At 58.6% G+C, this 24,377-nt stretch carries 21 protein-coding genes, 2 pseudogenes and 2 CRISPR repeat arrays; of the genes and pseudogenes, 10 read left to right on the top strand and 13 right to left on the bottom strand.

Annotated features, from left to right (window positions below; translation table 11 throughout):
* Window position 1 precedes the first annotated feature (1 nt).
* Together cas1b and cas2 are read left to right on the top strand one after the other, a co-directional pair.
* Window positions 2-994, top strand: a complete 993-nt coding sequence (gene cas1b, locus DVH23_RS15865; RefSeq protein ID WP_114578410.1) for a type I-B CRISPR-associated endonuclease Cas1b — start codon at window positions 2-4, stop codon at window positions 992-994.
* A gap of 1 nt (window position 995) precedes the next feature.
* The gene (gene cas2, locus DVH23_RS15870; RefSeq protein ID WP_114578411.1) at window positions 996-1,256 is read left to right on the top strand and encodes a CRISPR-associated endonuclease Cas2; all 261 of its coding nucleotides are present in this window, start codon (window positions 996-998) and stop codon (window positions 1,254-1,256) included.
* A 110-nt stretch (window positions 1,257-1,366) separates the two neighbouring features.
* A CRISPR array of direct repeats spans window positions 1,367-3,573; the repeat unit is 30 nt; unit sequence GTTTCAGACGAACCCTCGTGGGGTTGAAGC.
* A gap of 112 nt (window positions 3,574-3,685) precedes the next feature.
* Window positions 3,686-8,580: direct repeats of the CRISPR family, unit length 30 nt; unit sequence GTTTCAGACGAACCCTCGTGGGGTTGAAGC.
* 143 nt (window positions 8,581-8,723) lie between these two features.
* Here the strand turns inward: cas2 and DVH23_RS15875 are convergent.
* Window positions 8,724-9,113, bottom strand: coding sequence for a hypothetical protein (locus DVH23_RS15875; RefSeq protein ID WP_114578412.1), 390 nt, complete (start codon window positions 9,111-9,113; stop codon window positions 8,724-8,726).
* Between the two features lie 620 nt (window positions 9,114-9,733).
* On the opposite strand from DVH23_RS15875, the gene DVH23_RS15880 reads away from it, so the two are divergent.
* From DVH23_RS15880 to DVH23_RS15895, 3 genes are all read left to right on the top strand, one after another.
* Window positions 9,734-10,603: a hypothetical protein gene (locus DVH23_RS15880; protein ID WP_114578413.1), complete on the top strand. Its 870-nt coding sequence runs from the start codon at window positions 9,734-9,736 to the stop codon at window positions 10,601-10,603.
* 372 nt (window positions 10,604-10,975) lie between these two features.
* Window positions 10,976-11,368 (top strand): cupin domain-containing protein, encoded by a 393-nt coding sequence (locus DVH23_RS15885; RefSeq protein WP_114578414.1) that lies wholly within the window; start codon window positions 10,976-10,978, stop codon window positions 11,366-11,368.
* Between the two features lie 268 nt (window positions 11,369-11,636).
* Entirely contained in the window at window positions 11,637-12,482 is an 846-nt protein-coding gene (locus tag DVH23_RS15895; RefSeq protein ID WP_114578433.1) for a winged helix-turn-helix domain-containing protein, read from the top strand.
* 76 nt (window positions 12,483-12,558) lie between these two features.
* Here the strand turns inward: DVH23_RS15895 and DVH23_RS15900 are convergent, their stop codons facing one another.
* Both DVH23_RS15900 and DVH23_RS15905 read right to left on the bottom strand, forming a co-directional pair.
* Entirely contained in the window at window positions 12,559-13,356 is a 798-nt protein-coding gene (locus DVH23_RS15900; RefSeq protein ID WP_232833777.1) for an alpha/beta fold hydrolase, read from the bottom strand.
* Between the two features lie 143 nt (window positions 13,357-13,499).
* Window positions 13,500-14,327 carry a winged helix-turn-helix domain-containing protein gene (locus DVH23_RS15905; protein WP_114578417.1) on the bottom strand — a complete coding sequence of 276 codons (828 nt, stop codon included), beginning with the start codon at window positions 14,325-14,327 and terminating at the stop codon, window positions 13,500-13,502.
* 206 nt (window positions 14,328-14,533) lie between these two features.
* Between DVH23_RS15905 and DVH23_RS15910 the strand changes: the two are divergent.
* Together DVH23_RS15910 and DVH23_RS15915 are read left to right on the top strand one after the other, a co-directional pair.
* Window positions 14,534-14,776: pseudogene (locus tag DVH23_RS15910) on the top strand (selenium-binding protein SBP56-related protein); the annotation flags it as partial.
* 36 nt (window positions 14,777-14,812) lie between these two features.
* Entirely contained in the window at window positions 14,813-14,989 is a 177-nt protein-coding gene (locus DVH23_RS15915) for a hypothetical protein (protein ID WP_157972422.1), read from the top strand.
* Window positions 14,990-15,374: 385 nt separating this feature from the next.
* Here DVH23_RS15915 and DVH23_RS15920 read toward each other — a convergent pair whose 3' ends face one another.
* The 7 genes from DVH23_RS15920 to DVH23_RS15945 form a co-directional block, all read right to left on the bottom strand.
* Window positions 15,375-16,937, bottom strand: a complete 1,563-nt coding sequence (locus tag DVH23_RS15920) for a lipopolysaccharide biosynthesis protein (protein ID WP_114578420.1) — start codon at window positions 16,935-16,937, stop codon at window positions 15,375-15,377.
* 76 nt (window positions 16,938-17,013) lie between these two features.
* Window positions 17,014-17,481 carry an SRPBCC family protein gene (locus DVH23_RS15925; protein WP_114578421.1) on the bottom strand — a complete coding sequence of 156 codons (468 nt, stop codon included), beginning with the start codon at window positions 17,479-17,481 and terminating at the stop codon, window positions 17,014-17,016.
* A gap of 24 nt (window positions 17,482-17,505) precedes the next feature.
* On the bottom strand, window positions 17,506-17,616 hold the full coding sequence (locus DVH23_RS25270) for an SRPBCC domain-containing protein (protein WP_394342638.1): 111 nt from the start codon (window positions 17,614-17,616) through the stop codon (window positions 17,506-17,508).
* A complete protein-coding gene (locus tag DVH23_RS15930; RefSeq protein WP_114578422.1) occupies window positions 17,613-18,533 on the bottom strand; it encodes an SRPBCC family protein in 921 nt (306 codons plus the stop codon). The genes DVH23_RS25270 and DVH23_RS15930 overlap by 4 nt, the downstream gene beginning before the upstream one ends.
* Window positions 18,530-18,868, bottom strand: coding sequence for a helix-turn-helix transcriptional regulator (locus DVH23_RS15935; protein ID WP_114578434.1), 339 nt, complete (start codon window positions 18,866-18,868; stop codon window positions 18,530-18,532). Before DVH23_RS15935 ends, DVH23_RS15930 begins: the two co-directional genes overlap by 4 nt.
* A 199-nt stretch (window positions 18,869-19,067) precedes the next feature.
* Window positions 19,068-19,454, bottom strand: a complete 387-nt coding sequence (locus DVH23_RS15940) for a PIN domain-containing protein (protein ID WP_114578423.1) — start codon at window positions 19,452-19,454, stop codon at window positions 19,068-19,070.
* A gap of 6 nt (window positions 19,455-19,460) precedes the next feature.
* On the bottom strand, window positions 19,461-19,847 hold the full coding sequence (locus tag DVH23_RS15945; RefSeq protein WP_114578424.1) for a hypothetical protein: 387 nt from the start codon (window positions 19,845-19,847) through the stop codon (window positions 19,461-19,463).
* A gap of 284 nt (window positions 19,848-20,131) precedes the next feature.
* Between DVH23_RS15945 and DVH23_RS15950 the strand changes: the two genes are divergently transcribed.
* Together DVH23_RS15950 and DVH23_RS15955 are read left to right on the top strand one after the other, a co-directional pair.
* Window positions 20,132-20,524 (top strand): SWIM zinc finger family protein, encoded by a 393-nt coding sequence (locus DVH23_RS15950; RefSeq protein ID WP_232833779.1) that lies wholly within the window; start codon window positions 20,132-20,134, stop codon window positions 20,522-20,524.
* Between the two features lie 278 nt (window positions 20,525-20,802).
* Window positions 20,803-21,144, top strand: a pseudogene (locus tag DVH23_RS15955) (transposase); the annotation flags it as partial.
* Between the two features lie 108 nt (window positions 21,145-21,252).
* Here DVH23_RS15955 and DVH23_RS15960 read toward each other — a convergent pair.
* Complete coding sequence (locus DVH23_RS15960; RefSeq protein ID WP_114578425.1) at window positions 21,253-21,879, bottom strand: helix-turn-helix domain-containing protein; 627 nt, start codon at window positions 21,877-21,879, stop codon at window positions 21,253-21,255.
* 177 nt (window positions 21,880-22,056) lie between these two features.
* Between DVH23_RS15960 and DVH23_RS15965 the strand changes: the two genes are divergently transcribed.
* Complete coding sequence (locus DVH23_RS15965; protein ID WP_114578426.1) at window positions 22,057-22,425, top strand: DoxX family protein; 369 nt, start codon at window positions 22,057-22,059, stop codon at window positions 22,423-22,425.
* A gap of 221 nt (window positions 22,426-22,646) precedes the next feature.
* On the opposite strand, the gene DVH23_RS15970 is transcribed toward DVH23_RS15965, so the two are convergent.
* Complete coding sequence (locus DVH23_RS15970; RefSeq protein ID WP_114578427.1) at window positions 22,647-23,561, bottom strand: glycosyltransferase family 2 protein; 915 nt, start codon at window positions 23,559-23,561, stop codon at window positions 22,647-22,649.
* A 136-nt stretch (window positions 23,562-23,697) separates the two neighbouring features.
* On the bottom strand, window positions 23,698-24,372 hold the full coding sequence (locus tag DVH23_RS15975; protein WP_232833780.1) for an SDR family oxidoreductase: 675 nt from the start codon (window positions 24,370-24,372) through the stop codon (window positions 23,698-23,700).
* Window positions 24,373-24,377: the final 5 nt, after the last annotated feature.

Raw genomic sequence — 24,377 nt, forward strand, 5'->3', positions numbered from 1 at the left:
CATGGACAGGAACTACCACGTGTTCTCCGACGGACGGATCGAACGCAACGACGACACCGTACGCCTCGTCGCCGAGGACGGGGAGAAGAAGTACGTCCCGGTCGAGAACGCCGAAGCGCTCTTCTTGCACGGCCAGATCGATTTCAATACTCGGCTCGTTTCCTTTCTCAACGACCAGGGCGTCGCGATGCACGTCTTCGGCTGGAACGACTACTACGCCGGCTCGGTGATGCCCGAACGCGGCCAGACCTCCGGCCGGACGATCGTCGCACAGGTCGGCGCCTACGAGGACGACGACCACCGCCGGCGGCTGGCCGCCGCGATCGTCTCGGGGAGCATCCACAACATGCGGACCAACGCCGTCTACTACAACGGCCGGGGTCGGGATCTGGAGAGGGAGATCGCCGATCTCGAGACGGCAGCTGGACGCGTCGAGGAGACGATGGCCGTAGACGAGTTGATGGGGATCGAGGCGACCGCCCGCAAGGCCTACTACCGGACCTTCGACGAGATCCTCCCCGAGGACTTCTACCTCGAACGACGAGAGTACAACCCGCCGCCGAACGAGGTCAACAGCCTCATCTCCTTTGGGAACTCCCTCGTCTACGCGACCTGCGTGTCCGCGATCCGCCAGACGGCCCTCGACCCGACGATCAGCTACCTCCATGAACCCGGTGAACGACGGTACTCCCTCTCGCTTGACCTCGCGGACCTGTTCAAACCCGTGATCGCCGACCGGGTGCTCTTCCGACTCATCAACCGGAGCCAGATCACGCTCGATGAGTTCGAAACCGAACTCGGATCCTGCCTGCTGAACGAACGGGGCCGCCAGACCTACTCCAAGGCGTTCGAGGAAACCCTCGAGGAGACGGTCGAGCATCCGCGGTTGGATCGGAAGGTGAGCTATCAGTACCTCATGCGCATCGAGGCGTACAAGCTCAAGAAACACCTGCTGACCGGCGAGACCTACGAGCCGTTCAAACGGTGGTGGTGAGATGTACGTCGTCATGGTGTACGACCTCCGGGCCGATCGAACGCACAAGGCGCTGAAACTCGGGCGCCGATACCTCACCCACGTCCAGAACTCGGTCCTCGAGGGAGAGATCTCCAAGGGCGACCTCGAAAAGCTCCGAAACGAGATTGAGGACCTCCTCGAGCCTGGGGAGTCTACGATCGTCTACGAACTCTCCTCGGATGCGGTCCTCGATCGGACCGTTTACGGGGAGGACCCAACTGACGACCAGCGGTTTCTCTGAGCAAGCCTGGTTTCCGTCGACCCCCCGGGTCAGCGCCAGTATTGATGCTCGACGGAAGTTCTTTGTGAGTACCGCCCTATAGAGCGTCTGCAGCCCGCAAATCGGGCATGGTTTCAGACGAACCCTCGTGGGGTTGAAGCCTCTAGATCTAGCTGACGAGCAGATCGGCGAGGCGAGTTTCAGACGAACCCTCGTGGGGTTGAAGCCCGACGGGACGCCCGCTAGAGTGAAACTCATAGGTGGTTTCAGACGAACCCTCGTGGGGTTGAAGCCACCCCTGGGGGTGAAACCGGAACCGTCGATAGAGGGTTTCAGACGAACCCTCGTGGGGTTGAAGCGCCTTCCCTCACGCCAAGGATGTTGCACAAGGGACGGTTTCAGACGAACCCTCGTGGGGTTGAAGCGTTGTGGGACATGATGGATCAGGGAGAGTACCAGGGTTTCAGACGAACCCTCGTGGGGTTGAAGCTGCTCATGGTTAGGTTGGGTTTGGATTATGAAAACGGTTTCAGACGAACCCTCGTGGGGTTGAAGCACCTCGAACATGATCATCCTGAAAAACAAGACGCTGGTTTCAGACGAACCCTCGTGGGGTTGAAGCACCTCAGCGGGGACGTGCGCCGGCTCCATTTCGGTGTGCGCCGGGTTTCAGACGAACCCTCGTGGGGTTGAAGCGCTTGATCGGCCAGCACATCGCGGGGTCGGCGGGCGGTTTCAGACGAACCCTCGTGGGGTTGAAGCTGCGAATCGGCCTGTTGTGAGACTGGAAGTAACGTGTTTCAGACGAACCCTCGTGGGGTTGAAGCTGGCGGACCGTCTCGGGCGTCCGCTCCCAGAGATCGGTTTCAGACGAACCCTCGTGGGGTTGAAGCGCTTCGTGGCGGGTCGTCGGAAGACACGGGGTCGGTTTCAGACGAACCCTCGTGGGGTTGAAGCCCGGCCAGTATCTCGCTGGCGATACACCAGTAGTGGTTTCAGACGAACCCTCGTGGGGTTGAAGCGTCTCGCTCGCGTTAAAACACGTCGGTCCTGTCAACGTTTCAGACGAACCCTCGTGGGGTTGAAGCTCCTCGTCCTCGAGCTCATCGACGATGTCGATCGGAGTTTCAGACGAACCCTCGTGGGGTTGAAGCGAGTACCGCGACGAGGCCTACAGCACTGACGCCGGGTTTCAGACGAACCCTCGTGGGGTTGAAGCGAAACTGGCGGTGCGAACTACAATAGCATCTATATCGTTTCAGACGAACCCTCGTGGGGTTGAAGCCTGTGCTTCGCTCTCGTAGTACGACCGACGAATGACGTTTCAGACGAACCCTCGTGGGGTTGAAGCCAGAAGCAAGAGCATATCGTTAGCTTCTGAGGAACGGTTTCAGACGAACCCTCGTGGGGTTGAAGCCCCATGAGGATCGACATCGGGACGTCAAGATACGTGTTTCAGACGAACCCTCGTGGGGTTGAAGCAGGTTCCGAGTGGTCCACAACCTCCGGCTCTAAGGTGTTTCAGACGAACCCTCGTGGGGTTGAAGCCTGCATTCGGGGCAGGTCACATAGGCCTCGCCCATTGTTTCAGACGAACCCTCGTGGGGTTGAAGCTACTTCCCAACCCTCAAGCCGTGGCTATCTGATTCGTTTCAGACGAACCCTCGTGGGGTTGAAGCCTTCGCTACCAGTAGCGCCTCGATCACGTCGTCTAGTTTCAGACGAACCCTCGTGGGGTTGAAGCGACGACAACGGCGGGATCGGTCACGACTACCTCGGTTTCAGACGAACCCTCGTGGGGTTGAAGCTCCTCTAGTTCGGACACGTCCCACGAGTTTGTGGCACGTTTCAGACGAACCCTCGTGGGGTTGAAGCTGGCGAGCTGCTTACCAGGGCTTAGTCGTCTCCCCAGTTTCAGACGAACCCTCGTGGGGTTGAAGCTGGCGAGCTGCTTACCAGGGCTTAGTCGTCTCCCCAGTTTCAGACGAACCCTCGTGGGGTTGAAGCGGTTGGCGACTACTTCTCGTCTAATGTCCTGCGACAGTTTCAGACGAACCCTCGTGGGGTTGAAGCGGAGTTACGTCATCGTCGTTTCGGCGGATGGTCACGGGTTTCAGACGAACCCTCGTGGGGTTGAAGCCTGGCTTCTGGCGGGGTTGTGACTGGCCCGACATCGGTTTCAGACGAACCCTCGTGGGGTTGAAGCAAAGCAATCGCCTCGAAGGGGAATCATGTGTGGTCGGTTTCAGACGAACCCTCGTGGGGTTGAAGCGCCGACAAGACCGCCCCATCGCTCGGGTTCGTTGTTGTTTCAGACGAACCCTCGTGGGGTTGAAGCGGCCGTGAACTTCCCCACTGGGGCCTGGTCGTTGATCGGCCCTACGTCCTCTAAGACGAGTTCCGAACCCCCGACCTCTTTGAAGATCCAGAAAAAACCTCCGTGAGGATACGTTTCAGACGAACCCTCGTGGGGTTGAAGCGATTATTGCCGGATTACTTACAACCATCTGGCTTATGGTTTCAGACGAACCCTCGTGGGGTTGAAGCTGACACGGGCCATTGGCGGCGTCGTGTCCACAAATCGTTTCAGACGAACCCTCGTGGGGTTGAAGCCGTGCTCGAATTGCGAACAGGAAGCGCCCGATCCGGGTTTCAGACGAACCCTCGTGGGGTTGAAGCCCGATCAAGAGAACGCCCGCACTCGGGAGTCGGGTAGTTTCAGACGAACCCTCGTGGGGTTGAAGCGTCCCGGTATCCGAAGGGGAGTTAGAACACTTTGCGTTTCAGACGAACCCTCGTGGGGTTGAAGCGCCGCGAGGCGACAGACCACGTCCCAGGCGTCCTCGGTTTCAGACGAACCCTCGTGGGGTTGAAGCCCGTTGCGCGGCCAGGATCATCCCCCTCCAGGTGAGGGTTTCAGACGAACCCTCGTGGGGTTGAAGCCACTACGATACCGCCTAATCCATGACTCAGAAAGTGTTTCAGACGAACCCTCGTGGGGTTGAAGCCTCCGCGAAGGGGCTGATACAACCTTGACTGGCAACGGTTTCAGACGAACCCTCGTGGGGTTGAAGCTTCGGGAAGTCGGACTGTGATTTGCTCCATGTCGCCGTTTCAGACGAACCCTCGTGGGGTTGAAGCAAAATCGGCTCCTTTGTCCGAATCCACATCATCTAGTTTCAGACGAACCCTCGTGGGGTTGAAGCTTGATGATGCGGAGTCCGTGGACGGACGTCGCAGAGTTTCAGACGAACCCTCGTGGGGTTGAAGCTGGAGCTTGAGCTTTGTGCCGACCGTGACGGCCTCGCGTTTCAGACGAACCCTCGTGGGGTTGAAGCGCGACAATCGTGATCTCCCCCGAGTCCATATCAGCCGTTTCAGACGAACCCTCGTGGGGTTGAAGCGGCCACGAACGGACGTCGGCGACTAAGTGGATGTCGAGTTTCAGACGAACCCTCGTGGGGTTGAAGCAGATGAAGCGATTCCAGGGCAGAAAGGCTGAAATCGTTTCAGACGAACCCTCGTGGGGTTGAAGCTGGAGTCGGGGCGTCTCGCTGACCTCCCGGCGCGACGTTTCAGACGAACCCTCGTGGGGTTGAAGCGATGGACACCGTCTCGCTGTGGGACGGCTGGCTCCCGTTTCAGACGAACCCTCGTGGGGTTGAAGCGACCATCATCACGCCAAGGGGATCGTCCTCAACACGTTTCAGACGAACCCTCGTGGGGTTGAAGCGAGGAGTTTGACCCGGCCACGGTACTCTTGAATCCGGTTTCAGACGAACCCTCGTGGGGTTGAAGCGACGTATCTGACTGCTCCAGAATCAGGCGGGTCCGGGTTTCAGACGAACCCTCGTGGGGTTGAAGCATCCAGATCTCCGCGGAGAGCAACCCGGAGGAGTTCGCCGAGTTTCAGACGAACCCTCGTGGGGTTGAAGCTCAACGGCAAACACACACCCAGCGTGAGTCACATCAAGTTTCAGACGAACCCTCGTGGGGTTGAAGCGGTCGTCATGGGTTGGGTATGGATTTGCGCTTGGGAGTTTCAGACGAACCCTCGTGGGGTTGAAGCGAGCGCCTGCCTTAGTGGCCCGACTCCACGCGCAGGGTTTCAGACGAACCCTCGTGGGGTTGAAGCTCGCAGGAATCAGGGTGCCAGCTAGCCTCGCCGGCCGTTTCAGACGAACCCTCGTGGGGTTGAAGCCCGGATTCGGTGTCCCCGAGGACGAACAGCAGATTGTTTCAGACGAACCCTCGTGGGGTTGAAGCCGACCGCGACGCCCACCACGACGGTCAGGCCAACCTGTTTCAGACGAACCCTCGTGGGGTTGAAGCGTCTTGCCCAGTTCGTTCCTGAGTTCGTCGCGGCGGGTTTCAGACGAACCCTCGTGGGGTTGAAGCTGATGGATACCGACCCCACCGGGAGACGTCATACAGTTTCAGACGAACCCTCGTGGGGTTGAAGCGCTAATCACATTTACAATCCAGGGGGGAGCAACCGGTTTCAGACGAACCCTCGTGGGGTTGAAGCATCATCGGACTCAACAAGGTCCTCGTCGATATCGGCGTTTCAGACGAACCCTCGTGGGGTTGAAGCCTCTCGAACCCGGGAGAGGAACTCGGTGATCGCCTCGTTTCAGACGAACCCTCGTGGGGTTGAAGCTGATCACCGTTCTGGGCCATCCAGTTCCTAAGTGTTGTTTCAGACGAACCCTCGTGGGGTTGAAGCATCCCCTCGCCGCTGGGCCGATTCCAGCCAGGGACCGTTTCAGACGAACCCTCGTGGGGTTGAAGCTCGACGTAGAACTCGAGCTCGGTGATCAGGTCGGGGAGTTTCAGACGAACCCTCGTGGGGTTGAAGCCTCCGAGCGACCGCCGAGGAGTGCGTGCTCATCGAGTTTCAGACGAACCCTCGTGGGGTTGAAGCGGGGCTAATCAAATTACGTATGACGCTCGCCCTTGTTTCAGACGAACCCTCGTGGGGTTGAAGCCGGGAACGCCCCGGACTTGGACGGTGTTGAACTCCTGTTTCAGACGAACCCTCGTGGGGTTGAAGCCTCCTTCGACGTGTCCGTGACCTTCCAGACAGCTCCGTTTCAGACGAACCCTCGTGGGGTTGAAGCTTCATGCTCCCACTGCCCCCCGACTCACGCCGGGTTTCAGACGAACCCTCGTGGGGTTGAAGCTATCTGGTGGATGATCTGATCGATACCGGGAAGAACGTTTCAGACGAACCCTCGTGGGGTTGAAGCCTGATGGGGCTCGTGGTCGAAAAACAGGCGTATGACGTTTCAGACGAACCCTCGTGGGGTTGAAGCCGGTGTCGATTCCGACGGCGACGACGAACTAACTAGTTTCAGACGAACCCTCGTGGGGTTGAAGCTACCGCTTTGTCGTTGAACGCTACGAAGCGTTCCCCGCGTTTCAGACGAACCCTCGTGGGGTTGAAGCGTCCCCGACGAAGCGTGGGCCGAAAGCGCGCCCGAGTGTTTCAGACGAACCCTCGTGGGGTTGAAGCGGCATCCTAGAGTACCTCCTCGATGGCCGGAATGTGGTTTCAGACGAACCCTCGTGGGGTTGAAGCGCACGTCGTGGTTGTTGACCCAGGACTTGATCTCGTGTTTCAGACGAACCCTCGTGGGGTTGAAGCTCCATCAATTTCCACAAACTCAGAGCAAGCTCGCTTGTTTCAGACGAACCCTCGTGGGGTTGAAGCCTTCCAGACGTATCCGACGATGTTTTCGAGAACGAGTTTCAGACGAACCCTCGTGGGGTTGAAGCTACCAACCGGTCTATGAGATAATCCCGCTCGGGAGTAGTTTCAGACGAACCCTCGTGGGGTTGAAGCCACCCGGGCTTCGACCGGCCGTAGCTCAACCGGTTTCAGACGAACCCTCGTGGGGTTGAAGCCTCTAGTATCTTAGCGTATGACCCGAACCCGTGTGGTTTCAGACGAACCCTCGTGGGGTTGAAGCGAGCCTATCGGCCACGGCGAGTACGAGCGCATCGAGTTTCAGACGAACCCTCGTGGGGTTGAAGCGTAGGTGGTGGCGTTGACACGGAAGGCATCCCTATCGTTTCAGACGAACCCTCGTGGGGTTGAAGCCTGAGCGTCGAGCAAGCCGATCGAGACGTCGACTCGTTTCAGACGAACCCTCGTGGGGTTGAAGCGAGTGGACCGGCGGGAGGTGGGCGGCCTTCCCCGAGGTTTCAGACGAACCCTCGTGGGGTTGAAGCCATAAACCCGGACACGAACGAACAACCGATTACGTAGTTTCAGACGAACCCTCGTGGGGTTGAAGCTCTTTTTGCGCCTTGTGCAACATCGTCCTTTGTGTGTTTCAGACGAACCCTCGTGGGGTTGAAGCGTTGATGTACCCGGCGAGTTCTTCGACGGTCTTGTTTCAGACGAACCCTCGTGGGGTTGAAGCAGAGGTCTGCTATGACGACGACCTCCTAGAACACGTTTCAGACGAACCCTCGTGGGGTTGAAGCACCTCATCCCGGTGGCGCTCGGGGAGGTCTCGCTCGTTTCAGACGAACCCTCGTGGGGTTGAAGCTCGAAGGCGGCGCCCGTCTCGGGGTTGTTGGTCGCGTTTCAGACGAACCCTCGTGGGGTTGAAGCGAGGATACCGGATCGGTAGATCTCCCTCCGGTATCGTTTCAGACGAACCCTCGTGGGGTTGAAGCGACCCGAGCGCGGCCTAACGGGGTAGCCTGACATGGTTTCAGACGAACCCTCGTGGGGTTGAAGCCAGCAGGGCTGACCGCCCTCTTCTGACCCCGATCCTGGTTTCAGACGAACCCTCGTGGGGTTGAAGCATTGTGGACTGGTTTTTGCCGGCCCGATTGGCCCACGTTTCAGACGAACCCTCGTGGGGTTGAAGCGAAGTCGAAGCCCGCATAACTTGGGTTAACCTTAGTTTCAGACGAACCCTCGTGGGGTTGAAGCAAGGTAGACGAACTGGACGATCGGGAGCCCGAGCTGTTTCAGACGAACCCTCGTGGGGTTGAAGCACATCCAAGGGACGACCGACAGCACCCAGGGCGACGTTTCAGACGAACCCTCGTGGGGTTGAAGCGGATTGCGGCGGAGAACAACCCCGAGGAGTTCGCCGGTTTCAGACGAACCCTCGTGGGGTTGAAGCTCGGCCGCGACGATCCGGAGCCCGACCTCGAGTCAAGTTTCAGACGAACCCTCGTGGGGTTGAAGCAGCCGGGCGTTGTGACCGCCCGGCTCAGTCTATCCCCGTTTCAGACGAACCCTCGTGGGGTTGAAGCCTTCGAGGTTCTGCCCGATTGCCTCTTGTGGGTCCGGGTTTCAGACGAACCCTCATAGCTAACTCACCTGCTGCATTATCTTAGATGAGCAGCGTCAGGACATCCCTCTCGGGCTACCTGTCGCTATCCACTCACCAAGGCCCATCGCGTCGCTCATCAACTCCTCTTTCGAGAGTTCAATCCCACGATGCTCGTTTTCGAGTTGGTCCGTCACCCACCGAACCTCACCGTCGGTTTCCTCGGCAGAGATCCGATAGTAGATGTCCGCACCCCACCGCCTTCGATCGTAGGATTATCAGCCCCCGCGACTAGCGGGCCGTCTTCGATGTCGACAGCGCGGGCCAGTTTAGTAGCGTCCCCGACACCGATCTGCGTAAGACCGTAGAGGTCACCACTCGGGATCTCGCCTCCGGTCAGGTTGACGGCGACTGCAATCCACCGAAAGCCCTCGGGATTCGGATGCTCGACAACGCCGTCGGGAACCTCGTCGGCTCCCTGAGGATCGGAACTTCCGTACTCGAGAGCTCTGATCGGCCGATGACTATCAGAAAGAGACGCTCTCCGGAGTAAGGGGTATTGACTCAGGAGAAGAGATCTCATGGATGCAGTCCTGTTCGTTTCTAATAGTCATTGGCCGATGAGTAGAGAACACAGACAACTGAGATGGTCACTTCTGATGGGAGTCTACAGTGAACAATGTTAACTATCAACAAGATTTATAGGAGGTATTCAGCGTTAGTGAGAACTATGAGCACTCTTGGCAATATGCCGCAAACGGATGCTACCTGTACCGACTGTGGGACTGTCCGCCGCGTCCGGATTTGGCCGGATGACGAGCTGCGCGCGGTCGGAAATGGTGGGGAGTGTGGGTGTGGGAGTCGCTCGTTTGAGTGACCTGCCCGAACCATTCGAAGAGGGTGGAGCAAGCTCGAGCGAGAGTAGAGTGTTTACACTCTCGATTAGGGGTGGAGCGCCACGTTGATCCACTCCATAATCTGTGAGGGTCTGCGATAGCCATCAATACTCGCTAAGCCTTGTGCAACAAACCCTCAGAGTAGTGGCCTCGGTGTTGCACAAGGCTACCCAAATCGAATTCCGCTAGGGGAGTCCTCTCTCAATACAGCGGAAACGTGGTGTCTTGAGGACGGGTTCGGAATACTCGCCCGACAGGTCAAACCACGCAAGAAGAACTTTCACTCTCCGATTAAGATCTCATCCGTATGGCCGACGACCGTCGGATGACGACGGATCGCTTCTTCGGGGGCGTTGCAAAGCGACTCGAGAACCTCCAGTCCATGCTCGCATTCGTCACTAAGACGAACCCCGACGACTCTGCACTCCGAAACTGGCTCATATCCAATACAGCAGCAGAGAGCGACTCAACCATCTCAACGTACGTCGGCTTCCAGCGCTCGATTGGTCTCCTCACCATCCAAGACGCCCAGTACCACCCAACAGCTCGTGGCGCAGCGTTTGCAGAGACCGGTGATCCGGAACTCGTCTTTGAAGCGCTTCTCGACAACGTCGCCGGCTTCGAAACGATTCTCGAGACACTCGACGCCCAACCAACTACGGCGACAGAACTCCAAACAGCCCTTCGGGAGGCGTACCCCGAGTATCAACTCCCGGAGGAAGTGGTCGGCAGACATCTCGAATGGCTCCGTGCACTCGATGCGATCGAAGAGGACCAACCGAGTGACCACTACGAACTGACGGCGTTCGGAACCCAACTCCTCCGCGAAACGATCGACCAGACACCGACCCTCGACGATTTCGAGATCGGCAGCACATACGACCGTGTCGACCTGCACGACACGTACGGTGGGGCACGATATCGTGGGATTGCCCCCTCCGCCGAGCATCCCTACCTCTTTCTGTTCACAGGCGACTCCGGGACGGAGCACGGGTACAAGGACGAATTTCGTGGGGATACGTTCATCTACACCGGCGAGGGCAGGACAGGCGATATGGAGATGATGGGTGGGAACAAGGCCATCCGTGACCACCAGGAGGACGGCCGTGAGCTCCACCTCTTCGTTTCACCTCCTTCGGCAATAGAGCCGCGACCACGCTCGAATTCTAGCGTCTAAACAAGGCCTAGAGAATGTATACCGCTTAATGTCACCTATAGACAAGGCATATATCGCCGAGTGTGCTTTTTCGGCTGCTCGCCTCAGTGTGCTGGATAGATTGCTAATGGGAAGCGGTGGGGAGAACGACCCATATTCACGGGTCAACCGGGCCAGAGTGCCGAGGGGCATCCTCACAGATATTCACGTGGCGAAAATCTTCACTAGTTAACTACACTTTCTCTGGGCCTGATGGTCACAGTACTAGGAGGCGACCCATGCAAACGCCCCGACCAATCAGCGGGATAGTAGCGGCCATACCGACCGTGATAACCCCTGATATCGAGTTGATGCGTGGTAATCCGATCCGCCTCTTAGTGACAGGTGAACAATATGAAGCAAGATAAACGAGACGTACCAGCCAAAGTTGACACACCGGACGCCGTCGCCCGGCAGCAGATGGACTTCGGCGACACAAGCGGGTACGGAGAGCTCAGTGGCGAATACTTCACGCTCGGTGCCGGGACGGACCTCACACCGCTCTTGGAGGGGCTGGAGAACGACCTCTGTCAGTGCCCACATTGGGGCTACGTTCTGGAGGGCGCGCTCACCGCCAGCTATTCGGACGGAAGCGAAGAGGTAACGGAAACTGGCGAGCTCTTCTACTGGCCGCCGGGCCACACAGTCCGAGCGAACGACGATGTCGAGTTCGTCATGTTCAGTCCACAGGACGAGCACGCCGCAGTCCTCGACCACGTGCTGGCAAAGCTGAGCGAGACTGCATGATGGGACGAACAACTGCGGCGTCGCCGGATCAAGACCTCGTGGCGGAGGTTGCGTGCCCCCACTGTGAGCAACCGGTTGAGGTTTCGGTGCCGGATCGGGAGACCGAACCGACAGTGAGCCCATACGTCGCCGCCTTCGGAGATCATAACATCGTCCACTGTCCATCGGAGCACAAGTTCTGGGTCTATTACTGCTGAGAGCAGGTCTCTCATCTCCTACCGCTATTTGTGGGGCGAAGGATTTTGTAGTGCGTATGCAAACACCTACCATGGATTCCGCGATTCAGGCCATCGAGTTTCTGTCGCGGTCAGAACACCGCGTCGCGACACTAGAGGCTCTCTCCGAACAGCGCCACGACCGGCGCGATCTGCGGGCGGTGACGGGCGCATCAGACCCGACAATCGGGCGTGTCGTCCGAGACTTCGAGGACCGGTCGTGGATTGCGCGCGACGGTCCATACTACGAACTCACGCCGTTGGGTGAGTTCGTGACTGATCGGTTCTTCGAACTGCGTGAGGGGATGAGAACAAGTGAAACACTTCGCGAGGTCTGGCAATGGCTCCCACGGGAAATGGAGGGATTCGCAGTCGAATACTTCGAGGACACCGTCGTGGCGTATCCCGGCCCGAGCTACCCATACACGCCCGTCGAGCGGGTCACTCACCTCCTCGAATCGACCGAATCCATTCGGGGGCTCGGAACGACGATCTACAAGTCAGGCAACCTTGACGTGTTTTGCCGACGTGTGATCGAGGGAATGGAGATGGAGTACATTTACTCGCTTCCGATTCTCCAGGCAATTATCGACTGGAATCCCGAGCTGACCGCCCAAGCATTCGAGTGTGACAACTGCACCATCTTCCTTCATGATGACCTTCCTGACGACTCTCGGTGCGGACTCAACATCATGGACGACTGTATCGGTATCTGTGGTCACGATCCCGAAACTGTCCAGCTGGAAGCCGTGATGGACACGGCCTCTCCCGAGGCTCGCGAATGGGCAGAGACTGTCTATGAACAGTGTCGGGAGGAGGCACGGCCGTTCGAGGCCAAGGAACTGGATATCACTGGATTACAATCACGGGGAAATCCGCTCCGGGTCGAGCCACGGTAGTTATTGAACGGGCGCGCGTTCGCGAACCGGTATGCGAGGCGGATGCGACGACGGGATCGGATAGGATTCGTAGTGATTAGCTCGATCCCCGGCTAAACGTACGCACTTTGTCGACGAACCGGTCTGGTGCAGTGTGCATCGCCATGTGCTGTTCACCCTCGAAGCTAGTGGTCCGGCCGTTCGGGAGCGCGTCGTTGACCGTGACCGTCGCGTCTTTGTAGAGCTGGGGACTCTCGGTGCCGGTCAGCAGCAAGGTCGGCGTGGTTACGTCTGCGAACCGGCCGGCCTCGAACTCGTACTCGCTGATCGCTTGCAGCTCACGGGGAAGTGCATGGGCCGCATCGACCATATCCTGCCAGATCGGCGACGAGCGAAGGTCGTCGATTTCCTCTGGCGTGATACCCGCGACGTCACGCTGGAACAAGACGATCGCCTGCTCGTTCTCACCGTCGGCCAGCAGCCTCTCCATTTCAACGACCGCGTCTTCAACGTCGAGCTCGTGGTCGTCGGCCTGAATCGGTGGTTCGTATAGGATGAGGGCGTGGAGATTGTCGGTTCTCAGGGCCGCCTCCAGCGAATAGAGGGCTCCACCGGAATGGCCGAGCAGCGTCACTGGTTCGTCGATCGAATCGACGACTGCTGCCACGTCTTCGGCCTCCCGTTCCAGTTCGTACTCGGTGGCATCGCCGCTCTCGCCGCGACCACGACGCTCGATTGTGTAGACCGTGTGGTGCTCCGCGAGCGCGGGACGGACGCTCCCGTCGTCCCAGAATTCGTGAACATCGCTATTCCCGTAGACGAGTACGAGCGGTGGCCCGTTTCCCGTCCGTTCGAACGCAATCTCGGTTCCATCGGCTGACGTGACTGTGTCCATTTCGTTTCCCCCGACGGGTGGTGTTGGTTCGTTCATGGTTGTCCACCTGCTCCGCATGTGAAGCAACGGGGGGCGTGATAATGACACTGTTTAGTGAAATATTGCACGGCGTGCAAACGAACCGCGCTGGCCGGTGGGTCTTCTTATGGGACCGTAAACTGCTCAGGGACCGGAGTGTCCAACGCGGCTTGGTCGATCGGCCGTGCCTCCCGGCGGTATCGCTCGAAGATGGACTGCGCCCATTCCCGGGCCTCGGGTGCGTCGGTATCGATCCACGCACGCAGTGCTCTGGTCTCGGCGTCGTGACAGCAGATGCCGACGCGGTCGTCGAAGATGTCGATCCCACACCGCGTCCTATCGGGGAGGGCGTCGTGGACGAGGACGGTGCAGTGGTCTCGGGCGGCCGCCTCCTCGAACAGGTCGGAATTCCAGCCGACGGTCGCCGCCAGGACCGCCGGTGAGTACACGTACTCGACGTCCATGCCATCGAGGGCGGCCCGACAGAACGCCTCGTTGGCGACCGCTTTGAACATCGTCGCCCCGAGGCCCCACATCGCGTCGCTCTCCTCGACTAACTGAACCACTCGTTCGACGGGTTCGTACGGGTAGCCCGGGCCCGGATAGGCGACGACGGCATCAGCGAACAGGTCCACGGAAAATCCCTCCATCTCTCGTGGAAGCCACCGCCAGACGTCACGGAGCCGCCCCTCGGTTTCCATCGCGCCGCGGAGGTCCGCGAACCGTTCGGCGACGAACGCACCGAGCGGCGTGAGTTCGTACGTCGGGCCACTCCGTTCGAGCCACCGCCTCTCCTCGAAGTCGCCGAGGACGCGTCCGATGGTCGACGCGTGGGCACCAGTCATAGACTGCAGGTCGGCCCGGTCCCAGCCGCTCTCGGCAAGTATGTCGAGTACCTCGACTCGGTGTTTCGAGCTTGCAATGAACTCGATTTCTTCGATTGGCGGGTCCATGAGACTGCTACGCACAGCCACGATATTACCTCTTGTGGAGGTATCAATCGACTCGATTTGAAACGTCCTCAAATGTGGCTCGTGAAAAATTCAACAACCGAGTCCACGGCGGCTCTCACACTGTGCGCGTCGCCCAGACTTTGCAGGATTCCCACGGCGAGTGTCTATACGAGCGTTTCCCCTATCGATACTCGTAGGGAAGAACCGTGGCAACGGACCCACATCACAACCACGGTATCGACGGCCCGGGGTACGCAACACCCCAGGCCACTATCGAAGAATCGACCCCCGAAGCAATCGCGTACGTCACCGGTATCTACACTGGGAGCGACATCGACGCGTCGGACTGCATCGGCGTGGTCGACGTCGACCCCGATTCGACTACCTACCAGGAGATCGTCGAACGCGTACCGATGCCGACCCGCGGCGACGAACTCAATCACTTCGGCTAGAATGCCTGTTCCTCGTCGTGTCACATGGAGGGATTGGAGCGCCTCGAAGCACTCGCAGTCGAACTCGAGGAGATAGCAACCGAGTACTCCGACAAGCGACGGGATCATTTCCTCGACGCGAAAGCGGACGCCGAGTTCTTCCTTCAATCGGGTTTCGGCCGACTCCTCGAAGGGTTTCAGAAGGAGTTCGGGGACTCGATCAACAGATGATCTCGAACGTCTCAATGGTGTACTCTTGTGAGTAGTCCAGATTGACGTGATCACACCAAGTAGCTCCTCTGGGACGCCCACGAGCCTTGTGCAACATTTTCTTGAGGTTTTCAGCCGCTAATGAGACACGTACGACTGACCGACTATCTACACTGGAGTTTCAATCTGTGTCGGAACGGTGCTCATCTCTTTCTCAATGAAAACCTCAACGATTGTTGCACAAGGTAGCCAAAGTCATCTGCGGCCGAGAGTCGGTCCGGTTCCGTTTGTAGTGGCTCGAGACGGATCACAATCACCGAAGGTCCATCTTGGACTCATTGCAGTTATCGTCCTCGGCCGCTGGGTTCTTGTTTAGCAGAATATTGGCGCTACCAACCGTCGTCCATCAACGGATATACTCTTTCAGCGGATGGATCATCAAATTAGCTTGGTACTGATCGAGGAGTTCCCGAACAACCAACCGATCTCGAGGATCGATACCAAGTACGTGGAGGGCCAGCACATAGGTAACCAGTCCACCGATACTTCCAATGACGACAGCGAAACGGCCAGACACACTCATTCGAACCCCCACCATCACGAGTAGTGTAATACCTCCAGCCGCAATTGGGGTGAGGAACGTCCGGTCGAACGGCCAGAGCCCCTCGAATCGTCGTAATAGGAGTACCTGAATCCCGTTCTGGACGGAAATCGCCAGCGACGTCCCGAGAGCGGCACCGACGAGTCCGAACTGCACGATGAATAGGTACGTCAATACGACGTTGAGCACGGCGAGAAACCAGTCAAGTATCATCCGAGCATATTGATGGTCAGTCATCATCATGAGCCATCCGGTCGCACCGACGGCGCTGCCGACGAACACGCCGCCGAGATAAACGACCAACGGGATATACCCCTGCGTATACGTCGGCCCAAAGAGGGTGAGAAACTCTTCTCCATACACGAGAAAGACGGCGAGAATGGGGATGAGCGTCGTGATAATTAACCGTGTCACGGACGTGTAGATCGAATTGAGTAACTCGATTCGGTCGTTTGCGTACAGATCCGAAGCCACTGGAGGCAACAACTGGTTGAACGACCGGAGTGGTATCCACGCGATAGCAATTAACACGAGGAGGGCGTTGTATATGCCTGCTGCAACCGTCGTCAGTAGGGCTCCGACGAGCAGTACGTCGATCCGGCTTTGAAAGATCTTTCCGAGGCTGCTCATCGCCACGGGAGCCGCATACTTGTAGAACTGCCGAGCCTCGTTTCGAGCTCCACGCATGGATGGCATGATTCCTGTCGAGCGAATCGTGAGCGGAACAGCGAGAACAGCCAAGATTCCTATGCCAAGCACGATCGCCCCGGCGACACCGACGACCGAGTATCCCAGGGAAAGAGCCGCGCTCGCACAGATCAGTCGAACCCCTGGCCGAAGCAGTTTGTTGAATATCACCTCTCCACGGGCAGAGCCGACTGCACGAAAGGTTCCAGAGACAACCATGATGACGCCGAGGACTCCCACGAGGATGCCAAACCAACGTATCGTTGATACAAACGATGGGTGATCGACAGTGAGCTCGTTGATTCGTGCCGCCGATATCCAGATGCTCACTGCCAATCCGAAACCGAAGAGGATTGTAGTGGCGTACGCTAACCCAACAACACCTGACTGGCGTTGGGGAGCGTCTTTGTACCCGGGAACGTACCGTTGCAGTGAGGGCACGCTTCCGAACGTCACAATTCGGGAGAGAAGCTGTGCAATCCTCCACGCCATCGCGTACACGCCATAGGCTGTGGGTCCGAGGCCTCGTGCCAGGATAATTTCGAGACCGGTTGTCAGTGCTCGCTGTCCTGAGATCCCCCCTGATGTAATGACAGCGCCACGAGCAATCGTCAAGAGCGCTTCTCGTTCGTCGTCAGGAACTTCCTCTCGATCGTTTCCTCCCACTCTTTCAGTTCCTATGAATCCGGGAGTAAAAGTCGATCGTTCGCAGGCTAAACGAGGCCGACCTTGCGGTACGGTCGCTCTCTAACCCCGTTCATCTCCTGAGCGTACCAGTTCCAACTCGCTCGCTCTTTGGAGATATCGGCTCTTCGGGCTCGGTAAACGCTCGCCAGCCGCGCTCCTGTGTGGCGTCGAACAGTCGCCGGACTGTGATGGCTCGTCGCGCCACGCTCGACGTCGGTCGTGCCTCGGCAAGCACCTCTGCGAGGTTGTCGAAGGAAATCTCCCAACCCATTCCAGCGCCACTGCCGAAATCGCTCTTTGGGAGTTGCTCGTGGGTGAGGACTACTTCTGTGCCGTTTTCGACGTCGGTGAACTCGGCGGTGACGAGGCTGTCGACTTCTGCTTCCGGGAAGTTAACCCACCGATCCGTGTAGACAATCCGTTCGTTCTCGACGACTTCCTCGAACGCGCCGTCACTACCGAACCAGTCGTCGTCCGCGTGAAAGCGAATCGAACGCTCGCCGTCGGGCTCGGGCGGGAGGGCCTGGATCTCGACCATAACGTCGCCCGGTGAAGGAGCGAACTACTCTTCCAGTTCCTCGGGCTCGGTAAATGCGCGGAATACGCGCTCGCGTGGTGCATCGAATGTCCGGCGAATCGGCAGGCTCGTCTCGCTCGTTTCTAGATCATTCATTCGTCTTCCTCCACCAGCTCCGCGAGGTTTCCGAGTGAGTCGGTCCAGCCCTCGTTGGCATCGCTTGGAGAGGTTGCCTCCGGGATGCCCTCCTGGCGGACGGTGAGCCCGGTTCCATCTGGCACCTCATCGAAGAGGACCGTCACGGTCATCTCGCCTGCCATGCTCGGGTCGTCGGTTTCGAACGATTCGGTGTAGACGATGCGTTCACCGGGAACCAGCTCCGAGTAGGTGCCCCCGAAGGAGTGACCGTACTCCGCGAACTCCTCAGTCTCTCCCGTGAACGTGGCGCGGAACGTCCCGCCCTCCTCGGGCTCTAAGTGATGAACCTCGGCCGAGAAGCCAGTCGGTGGCAACCACTGGGCGAGTTCGTCGGGATCGAGGAAGGCCTCGTAGACGCGTTCGGGTGGCGCCTCGATGACTCGGCTCGCGGTCATGCTACGCTCTCCGGTCTCGGTGGAATCTGCGCTTGATTCCTGAAGGAGCCCCGCCAGCGATTCGAGGATGCTCGCCCAGCCTTCGGCGGCACCGTCGGGCACCGCTCCCGGGAACTCCTGGGTGACGACGACTTCCGTCCCCTGCTGGCCATCACGGAGCTCGTAGATGACACGAAGCTCTCCTGCGTCGATTTCCTCGCCTGTCACGAGGCGTTCGTACTCGACCACCTCGATATAGGTGCCCTCATTATCGATGTGGTTCTCCCCGTCGATCCAGGTAATGGACATGTCGCCACCGGATTCGACTTCGTTGGCACGAACTTCCGCCGTCATGCCATCGGGCACGAACCACTGCTCGAGTTCGTCGGAGTCGGTGAACGCCTTCCACACGCGTTCGCGCGACGCGTCAAACGTCCGCTGGAGTGTGAGCGTCGTGTCGGTCGTTTCGATCCCGGTCTTGTCGGTCGTCTCGGATGTCATTGGTCTTCAGTCTCCAGATGGTCGGCCAACGCGTCGAAGCGGTCCTCCCAGAGCACGCGGTAGCGGGTCAGCCACCCGAACGCATCACTCAGTGGGGCGGCGTCGAGGTGACACCGTCGAACCCGGCCGTCCTCTTCGACGTTGAGTAGTCCCGCGTCCTCTAGCACGCGCAGGTGCTTTGAAACCGCTGCCAGTGACACGTCGTGGGGTTCAGCCAGCTCACTGACGCTCTCTGGCCCGTTAGCGAGCTGTTCGAGGATTTCTCGACGGATCGGGTGGCCCAGCGCCTTGAAGACTGCGTCGAGATCCAGGTCATCTGGCTGTTGTTCAACCATCCGGTTAAGCATACTTCGCTCAGAGTATTAAACCTATAGGTTGAATGTGTTTGACAGTCATTGGTGAGGGTGTATTCGAGGGAAACGCCCACAAGGAACCGCAACGGTCTCTGACTGTCTACTACAATAACACACCTTCGCTCCAATGGTAATCGACTGACTGGTTCCCAGGCTCACGATCGAACTGATTCGGTATCTCTCAATAGGTCTCGACGTCGAGCCCGTCCACACGACGGAACTCGTCGACGTTGCGCGTGAGAACGCCCTCGTCTCGCTCGAGGGCCGTCGCGGCGATCAACACATCGACGACACCGATCGGTTCGCCGCGGTCGTAGAGCTCGCGCTGGATCGCCGCCGCGCGGTGTGCGACGTCGCGGGTGAGCGGGACTACGTCGATCCTGTTAACGACGTTCTCGAATCGATCACGGTGTTGTGCGGCCACCCCTCGAAGCCCGACCTCCACCTCGAACACGGTAAGCGCCGAGAACGCGATGGGGGTCCCAGTGTCGATGAGCTCTTCGAGCGTATCGGTCGCGGCGGGGTCGTCTCGAGCGAGCGTATTAATCAGCGTGGAATCGAGAATCATCCCGCCCTACGCCTCGCGTCCCGAGACGTCGTCCCCAAGAATCTCGTCGTCGAACTGATCGCGAACCTCGCGAGTACGCTCCTCGAACGCGTCGGCCTCCTCCTCGTCGAACAGTCCGACAAGCTCCCGAAGCGGCTCGGCGGTCGTGGGGTCGTCCGTGGGCCACCAAACGACGACGGCGCCACGCACGTTGTGACGCTCGACCTCGCCGGCCTCGGCGAGCTCCGTGAGCTTCAGTCGGGCGGCCTCGCGACTACATTCGAGAGCATCCGCGACGTCACCGGTGGCCATGATCGGCTCGTCGGCGTCGGCGAGTGCCTCGAGAACGCGCTCGCGCGTGACCGTCTCGACGTATCGGCCCTCCTGGTTCCGCTTTCGGTCTCCCTGGCTCATGGTTACACGTACACCAGCCCGGGACATAAGCCTATTGGCGCATAACCAATGGGGGAAGCTTTAAGCCCTATGGGCGTGTACCAATAGGTAGAGACAGACCCCTTCCCTGGGGCATTCTGATCGGAGGAATGCCCGGGTGCTAGGACACCCGAGCGGGGCTGTCTCAGTGATCCAACAGCCATGACGACCAACGCACTCGCAGAACTTGACGTTGACGCACCGACCGCCAAACGCGCCCAGTACGAAGCCTTCGAGTTCGATCTCGAAGCGCCCGGCCTCCTCAGGTGACCAACGGGAGCTACGGCGACGACGAAAAGCGCGACCACACCTACCGGGTGAACATCGAGAACGGCGTGCCCGTCGCGTGTGAGTGTCCCTCCGACACCTACCAGGATGGCGCCTGTAAGCATCGCGTGGCCGTCGCGATCCGCGAGCCAGTACTCGAGGCAGCGACCGCGGATGACTCCCAGGATCGGGTCGCCACCGACGGCGGGGGGCTCGTCGTCGCCGGCGACGGAGGAGCGGTCCTCGAGTCCGACGACGTCGACGAGACGACTACCGAAACCGAGGACTGTGCGTGTTCGACGCTTCCCGGCGACTATTCCTGTGCCGCGTGCTATATCGACGGAGACGCCGAGTGGCCCGACGAGGAGGGCGACACCCACAAGAGCCACTAATCGGCGTTCGGCGAGCGAATCCTCTCTTCGGACGTCTCCCTGTCGAGTGAGAACGGAAGCAAACCGGATCGAACGTGCCTCGTATCTTCACCTTGTCACCAGAGATACTTAAAGGCGGAACGGGTGGGTGGTTCGACAACGTCATCACCTTGTGCAACAGTCGGCCGCCCACTCGGAAAGATGTTGCACAAGGTGGTGCGACTCCAGTGTCCGCACTAGCGACCTCGATTACCCCATACAGCGGAAACACGGTGTCCTATACACGCCTGTAGCCCCTCGATATGAAGATCGGCCCGCAGGTCGCCCGGCGAAACGCCGGCAACCTGCGGAGCCTCGCGGCTGATCGCGGGTACGACGCGAGAGCGTTCCGCGACGAACTTCGTGAACACGGCGTCCGACCCCTCATCAAACACCACATCATGAACCCACTCGATCACGCCCACAACGCCCGCATGGACAGTGATCGGTACCACCAGCGCTCCATGTCAGAAACCGTCTTCTCGTCGATCAAGCGCACGCTCGGCGCTGCCGTGAGTGCGCGAAGTTGGTGGCTTGAGTTCCGTGAAATGCTGCTCAAAGCTACCGTCTACAACCTCCGTCGTACCGTCCGATACCCATGAAATCCGCCGCTGTGTACCGGAACTACAGAGCCAAAATTTCGGAGTCGTCATCGATTTTCCGGAACCATTCAGATGAGACAATGGTGATTCGTCTCCCTCTGTCGCCGCCTACGAGACAAATTCCTTGATAATCTTACTTTCAGCTCGATGTAGGACACCACTAACCGCCGATTGATTGACATCCATTGTTTCTGCAAGTCCGACGAGCGTACAGCCTCGAGGGCTATCGTAGTACCCTCGTTCAACCGCTTTAGTGATGACCTCCCGCTGGCGCTCAGTCAGAAGTCCGTTCGAGTCGTACGATTGGGTCAACGATAGTATCTCGTACGGGATGTCAGCCGCCGCTAACTCGGTCGTTAACTCCGATAACTGTTCCTGTGAGGTTGTTTGTTCGCCGGATGCCCACCCGTCTCGGATGCTGATCGGAAATCGCGGAAGGATCCCCTTCGAACGCCTCGCCTCATACGTTGACGGCATCGGAAATTCTAATTGGACCAGTACCAGCCCGTCGTCGGAATGGAGTACATCGAATGAGCGCGCCTCCGACGCGTCGTCGAACCGACGAACGATGGCATCCACATCCGACGTCGTTACTTCGATCAGTTCGAGCACGCCATCGTCTACGGGCTGGCTCGTCAGGATCGTGAACTCGGCGTCCGGAAAGTCGGTCGAGACACCAGCTAGCCAGTTGTCGTCATCTACCCCGATTTCGACCTGCAGGCGTACACGAACCATATCACCGGGGTTGGCTGGCGAGTGGTTTAACAGGAGTCCTATCACCTTAAAAAGGTGAATATATTCACGAGTGAATCCGTAGTCTCACCACGCGTAGGAGATCCATGCCTCTCGCCGGAGACAGGCACAGATCGCTATGAACGAACACTCGCCCGAATCCCGTGAGGCAAGTCGAGTATGAGTACAATTGAAACGGCCCTCCCTCTCATGCAGGGGTTGCTCGGATTCATCATGCTGGCTGCGGGCAGTGCGAAGCTATTCGGTATTGACCTCGTGGTGGAGGATTTTGATCGATATGACTATCCCGAGTGGTTTCGATTCATTACCGGTGTCATCGAGGTATTTGGGGGGCTCGGCTTACTCATCGGTCTCGTATTTGCACCGACTCTCGCTGTTCTCGGCGGACTGCTAACAGTCGCTACGATGGCTGGGGCCATCCTGACACATCTCTTCCGGGTTGACGACCCGCTCTGGAGATTTGTCGGCCCATCGGTCTATCTTACCATCGGACTCTTCGTAGCGGCATTCCACCTGTTATCGTTTTAGCCAGTGAAGTGCGAGCAACAGTATGTGCTCCGATTGCGGGTGGGACGGGTGTCGTAGGCACGATTCAAGCGGGATGGTTGCCTGATACCTACGCGGGAGTAGATTGGATAGCTCCACGCGACTGAATCAATAGGCGGATTCTCGCCGGTTCAACGCTCGTGATTTTGAAAGAAGCGAGTTACGAACGCACATCGTTCGGTATGTCGTCTTCAGCTGGAGCGCTATTCGACGACTCTAACGTCGAACTTCCCGCACCAGCGGTATCGTCGGCCACCCCAGACGAACGTCCGGCGAACAAGTGCATAGAAAACCAGGGGAACGAATACGAACAACGCCGGGTAGGCCAATATGGCCGTCCATCGGCGGACACCCAGAATCTCATTGACGGTGAAATGAGCTGCCGTCAGAAAAACCGCCATGTATAGCGGAACCAGAATCGCCACTGCAAGGACAAGAAGTGAGACGAAACAGGTCCCAGCGACGGTACCGGGGAAATGCCACCGGAGAATCTGCGTCCAGCGGACCGGACGCTCGATCGCTTCACGAATGGTTCCACCGATCGGGACGATCCGTGTCCGTTCGACCGTCGTCACCTCGAGGTACTCCATGAGGAGGCCGTCGTCGCTGACGGTCTGTCGAAGCTCATCGAGAAACGCTGCCTCGTCGATGTCGTCACGCTCGAACACGACCGCTCCGCCCCAGATCTGATTGCCGAGATAGAGACCCAGCGAGCCAGCCGAGGCGTACAGCGGCTCGAGCAGCACCGATAGGGGATCGCGACCGACGAAGTAGGGGACCTCCGATACCGGGCCATACTCCGCATAATCCGATTTCATCTCCCCCAGCCAGTCCCAGGGATGATGGAAGTCGTCGTCCGTCCAGACGAGTCGGTCGTAGCGTGCAGCCTCCATCCCGGCAGCGATGGCGTTTGCCTTCCCCGAACAACCGTCTGGCTCGCCCGCAGCGATGAGCCGGACACCTTCGGGGGAATCTTCCCGCTCGGTGACGAGGTCATCCTCATTGTCGTCGATGATCACCAACTCGTCGTCATCTCCAAGTTGGGTAGCCAGGTCCGTGCACGCGGTGGTCCACTTCGTCGTCGGCAAGAGGATACTCACCGGCGGGTCGTCAGACATGGGCATATGGGTGCGCCTTTTCGCTCAGAACCGATGAGCGCAGTGCCGGCGATCCCTGGAAGTTTATTGTCCGTGGGTGGAGGCTGTGTCGCATACACTTCATAGACAGTCAACATACGAGGTTCCTAGTGACATTCTATGAGTTACTCACGACTCCTGCAGTCATTCTTTTCCAGAGCGATGGTACCCATCGAGTAAGCGAGAGACCGATTCTCGTCGTTCTATCAGGCGTGATCACCGGCTGGGTCGAATGAATCTTATCGGCCAGCTTGCGGCCGACCTCCTCGGGTCCAACCATCATCCATTCCGGATACTTGAGGCTGGCAGTCATCTGTGTGTTCACTGATGGCGGAATCATCAACGTACAGGAGACGTCCGTACCTCGAAGTTCGAGTTGCAATGAACGAACGAGCCCTTTGATAGCGCCTTTCGTTGCGGAATACCCGGACAGGCCAGGGTGCCCGGTGTCTGCCGTCCCAGAGCCCATATTGTGGATGATACCACCCTCCTGTGCGAGCATGTGCGGGAGGACCGCCTGAACCAGACGATAATAGCCGAAGAAGTTGACCTCGAACTCATGGCGTGTATCAGATAGCGACCGCTCCTGGAACGAAGCGACCCGGGCCACACCTGCGTTGTTGACGACGATATCGATTCGACCCCACTGTCCGATGATTTCGCTTACTACCGTCGCTAGTTGTCCACTCGATCGATAGCGGCGGAAGGAGAAGTCCGGTCTCAGATTGGAAGGACGGCGAAAAAGGACCGAAGAGCGACAAATACGCTGCGAGGATGCGAGGACATATCGGATTAGAC

The sequence above is a fragment of the Saliphagus sp. LR7 genome (assembly GCF_003344565.1).
Lineage (GTDB): Archaea > Halobacteriota > Halobacteria > Halobacteriales > Natrialbaceae > Saliphagus > Saliphagus infecundisoli.

Excerpts from the sequence above, each read along its gene's own strand:
- DVH23_RS15875 (WP_114578412.1), bottom strand. The coding sequence starts at position 9,113 with ATGAGATCTCTTCTCCTGAGTCAATACCCCTTACTCCGGAGAGCGTCT.
- DVH23_RS15965 (WP_114578426.1), top strand. The coding sequence starts at position 22,057 with ATGAGTACAATTGAAACGGCCCTCCCTCTCATGCAGGGGTTGCTCGGA.
- DVH23_RS25270 (WP_394342638.1), bottom strand. The coding sequence starts at position 17,616 with ATGAATGATCTAGAAACGAGCGAGACGAGCCTGCCGATTCGCCGGACA.
- cas2 (WP_114578411.1), top strand. The coding sequence starts at position 996 with ATGTACGTCGTCATGGTGTACGACCTCCGGGCCGATCGAACGCACAAG.
- DVH23_RS15930 (WP_114578422.1), bottom strand. The coding sequence starts at position 18,533 with ATGACATCCGAGACGACCGACAAGACCGGGATCGAAACGACCGACACG.
- DVH23_RS15945 (WP_114578424.1), bottom strand. The coding sequence starts at position 19,847 with ATGAGCCAGGGAGACCGAAAGCGGAACCAGGAGGGCCGATACGTCGAG.
- DVH23_RS15935 (WP_114578434.1), bottom strand. The coding sequence starts at position 18,868 with ATGGTTGAACAACAGCCAGATGACCTGGATCTCGACGCAGTCTTCAAG.
- DVH23_RS15925 (WP_114578421.1), bottom strand. The coding sequence starts at position 17,481 with ATGGTCGAGATCCAGGCCCTCCCGCCCGAGCCCGACGGCGAGCGTTCG.
- cas1b (WP_114578410.1), top strand. The coding sequence starts at position 2 with ATGGACAGGAACTACCACGTGTTCTCCGACGGACGGATCGAACGCAAC.
- DVH23_RS15885 (WP_114578414.1), top strand. The coding sequence starts at position 10,976 with ATGAAGCAAGATAAACGAGACGTACCAGCCAAAGTTGACACACCGGAC.
- DVH23_RS15970 (WP_114578427.1), bottom strand. The coding sequence starts at position 23,561 with ATGTCTGACGACCCGCCGGTGAGTATCCTCTTGCCGACGACGAAGTGG.
- DVH23_RS15940 (WP_114578423.1), bottom strand. The coding sequence starts at position 19,454 with ATGATTCTCGATTCCACGCTGATTAATACGCTCGCTCGAGACGACCCC.
- DVH23_RS15895 (WP_114578433.1), top strand. The coding sequence starts at position 11,637 with ATGGATTCCGCGATTCAGGCCATCGAGTTTCTGTCGCGGTCAGAACAC.
- DVH23_RS15905 (WP_114578417.1), bottom strand. The coding sequence starts at position 14,327 with ATGGACCCGCCAATCGAAGAAATCGAGTTCATTGCAAGCTCGAAACAC.
- DVH23_RS15900 (WP_232833777.1), bottom strand. The coding sequence starts at position 13,356 with ATGGACACAGTCACGTCAGCCGATGGAACCGAGATTGCGTTCGAACGG.
- DVH23_RS15960 (WP_114578425.1), bottom strand. The coding sequence starts at position 21,879 with ATGGTTCGTGTACGCCTGCAGGTCGAAATCGGGGTAGATGACGACAAC.
- DVH23_RS15880 (WP_114578413.1), top strand. The coding sequence starts at position 9,734 with ATGGCCGACGACCGTCGGATGACGACGGATCGCTTCTTCGGGGGCGTT.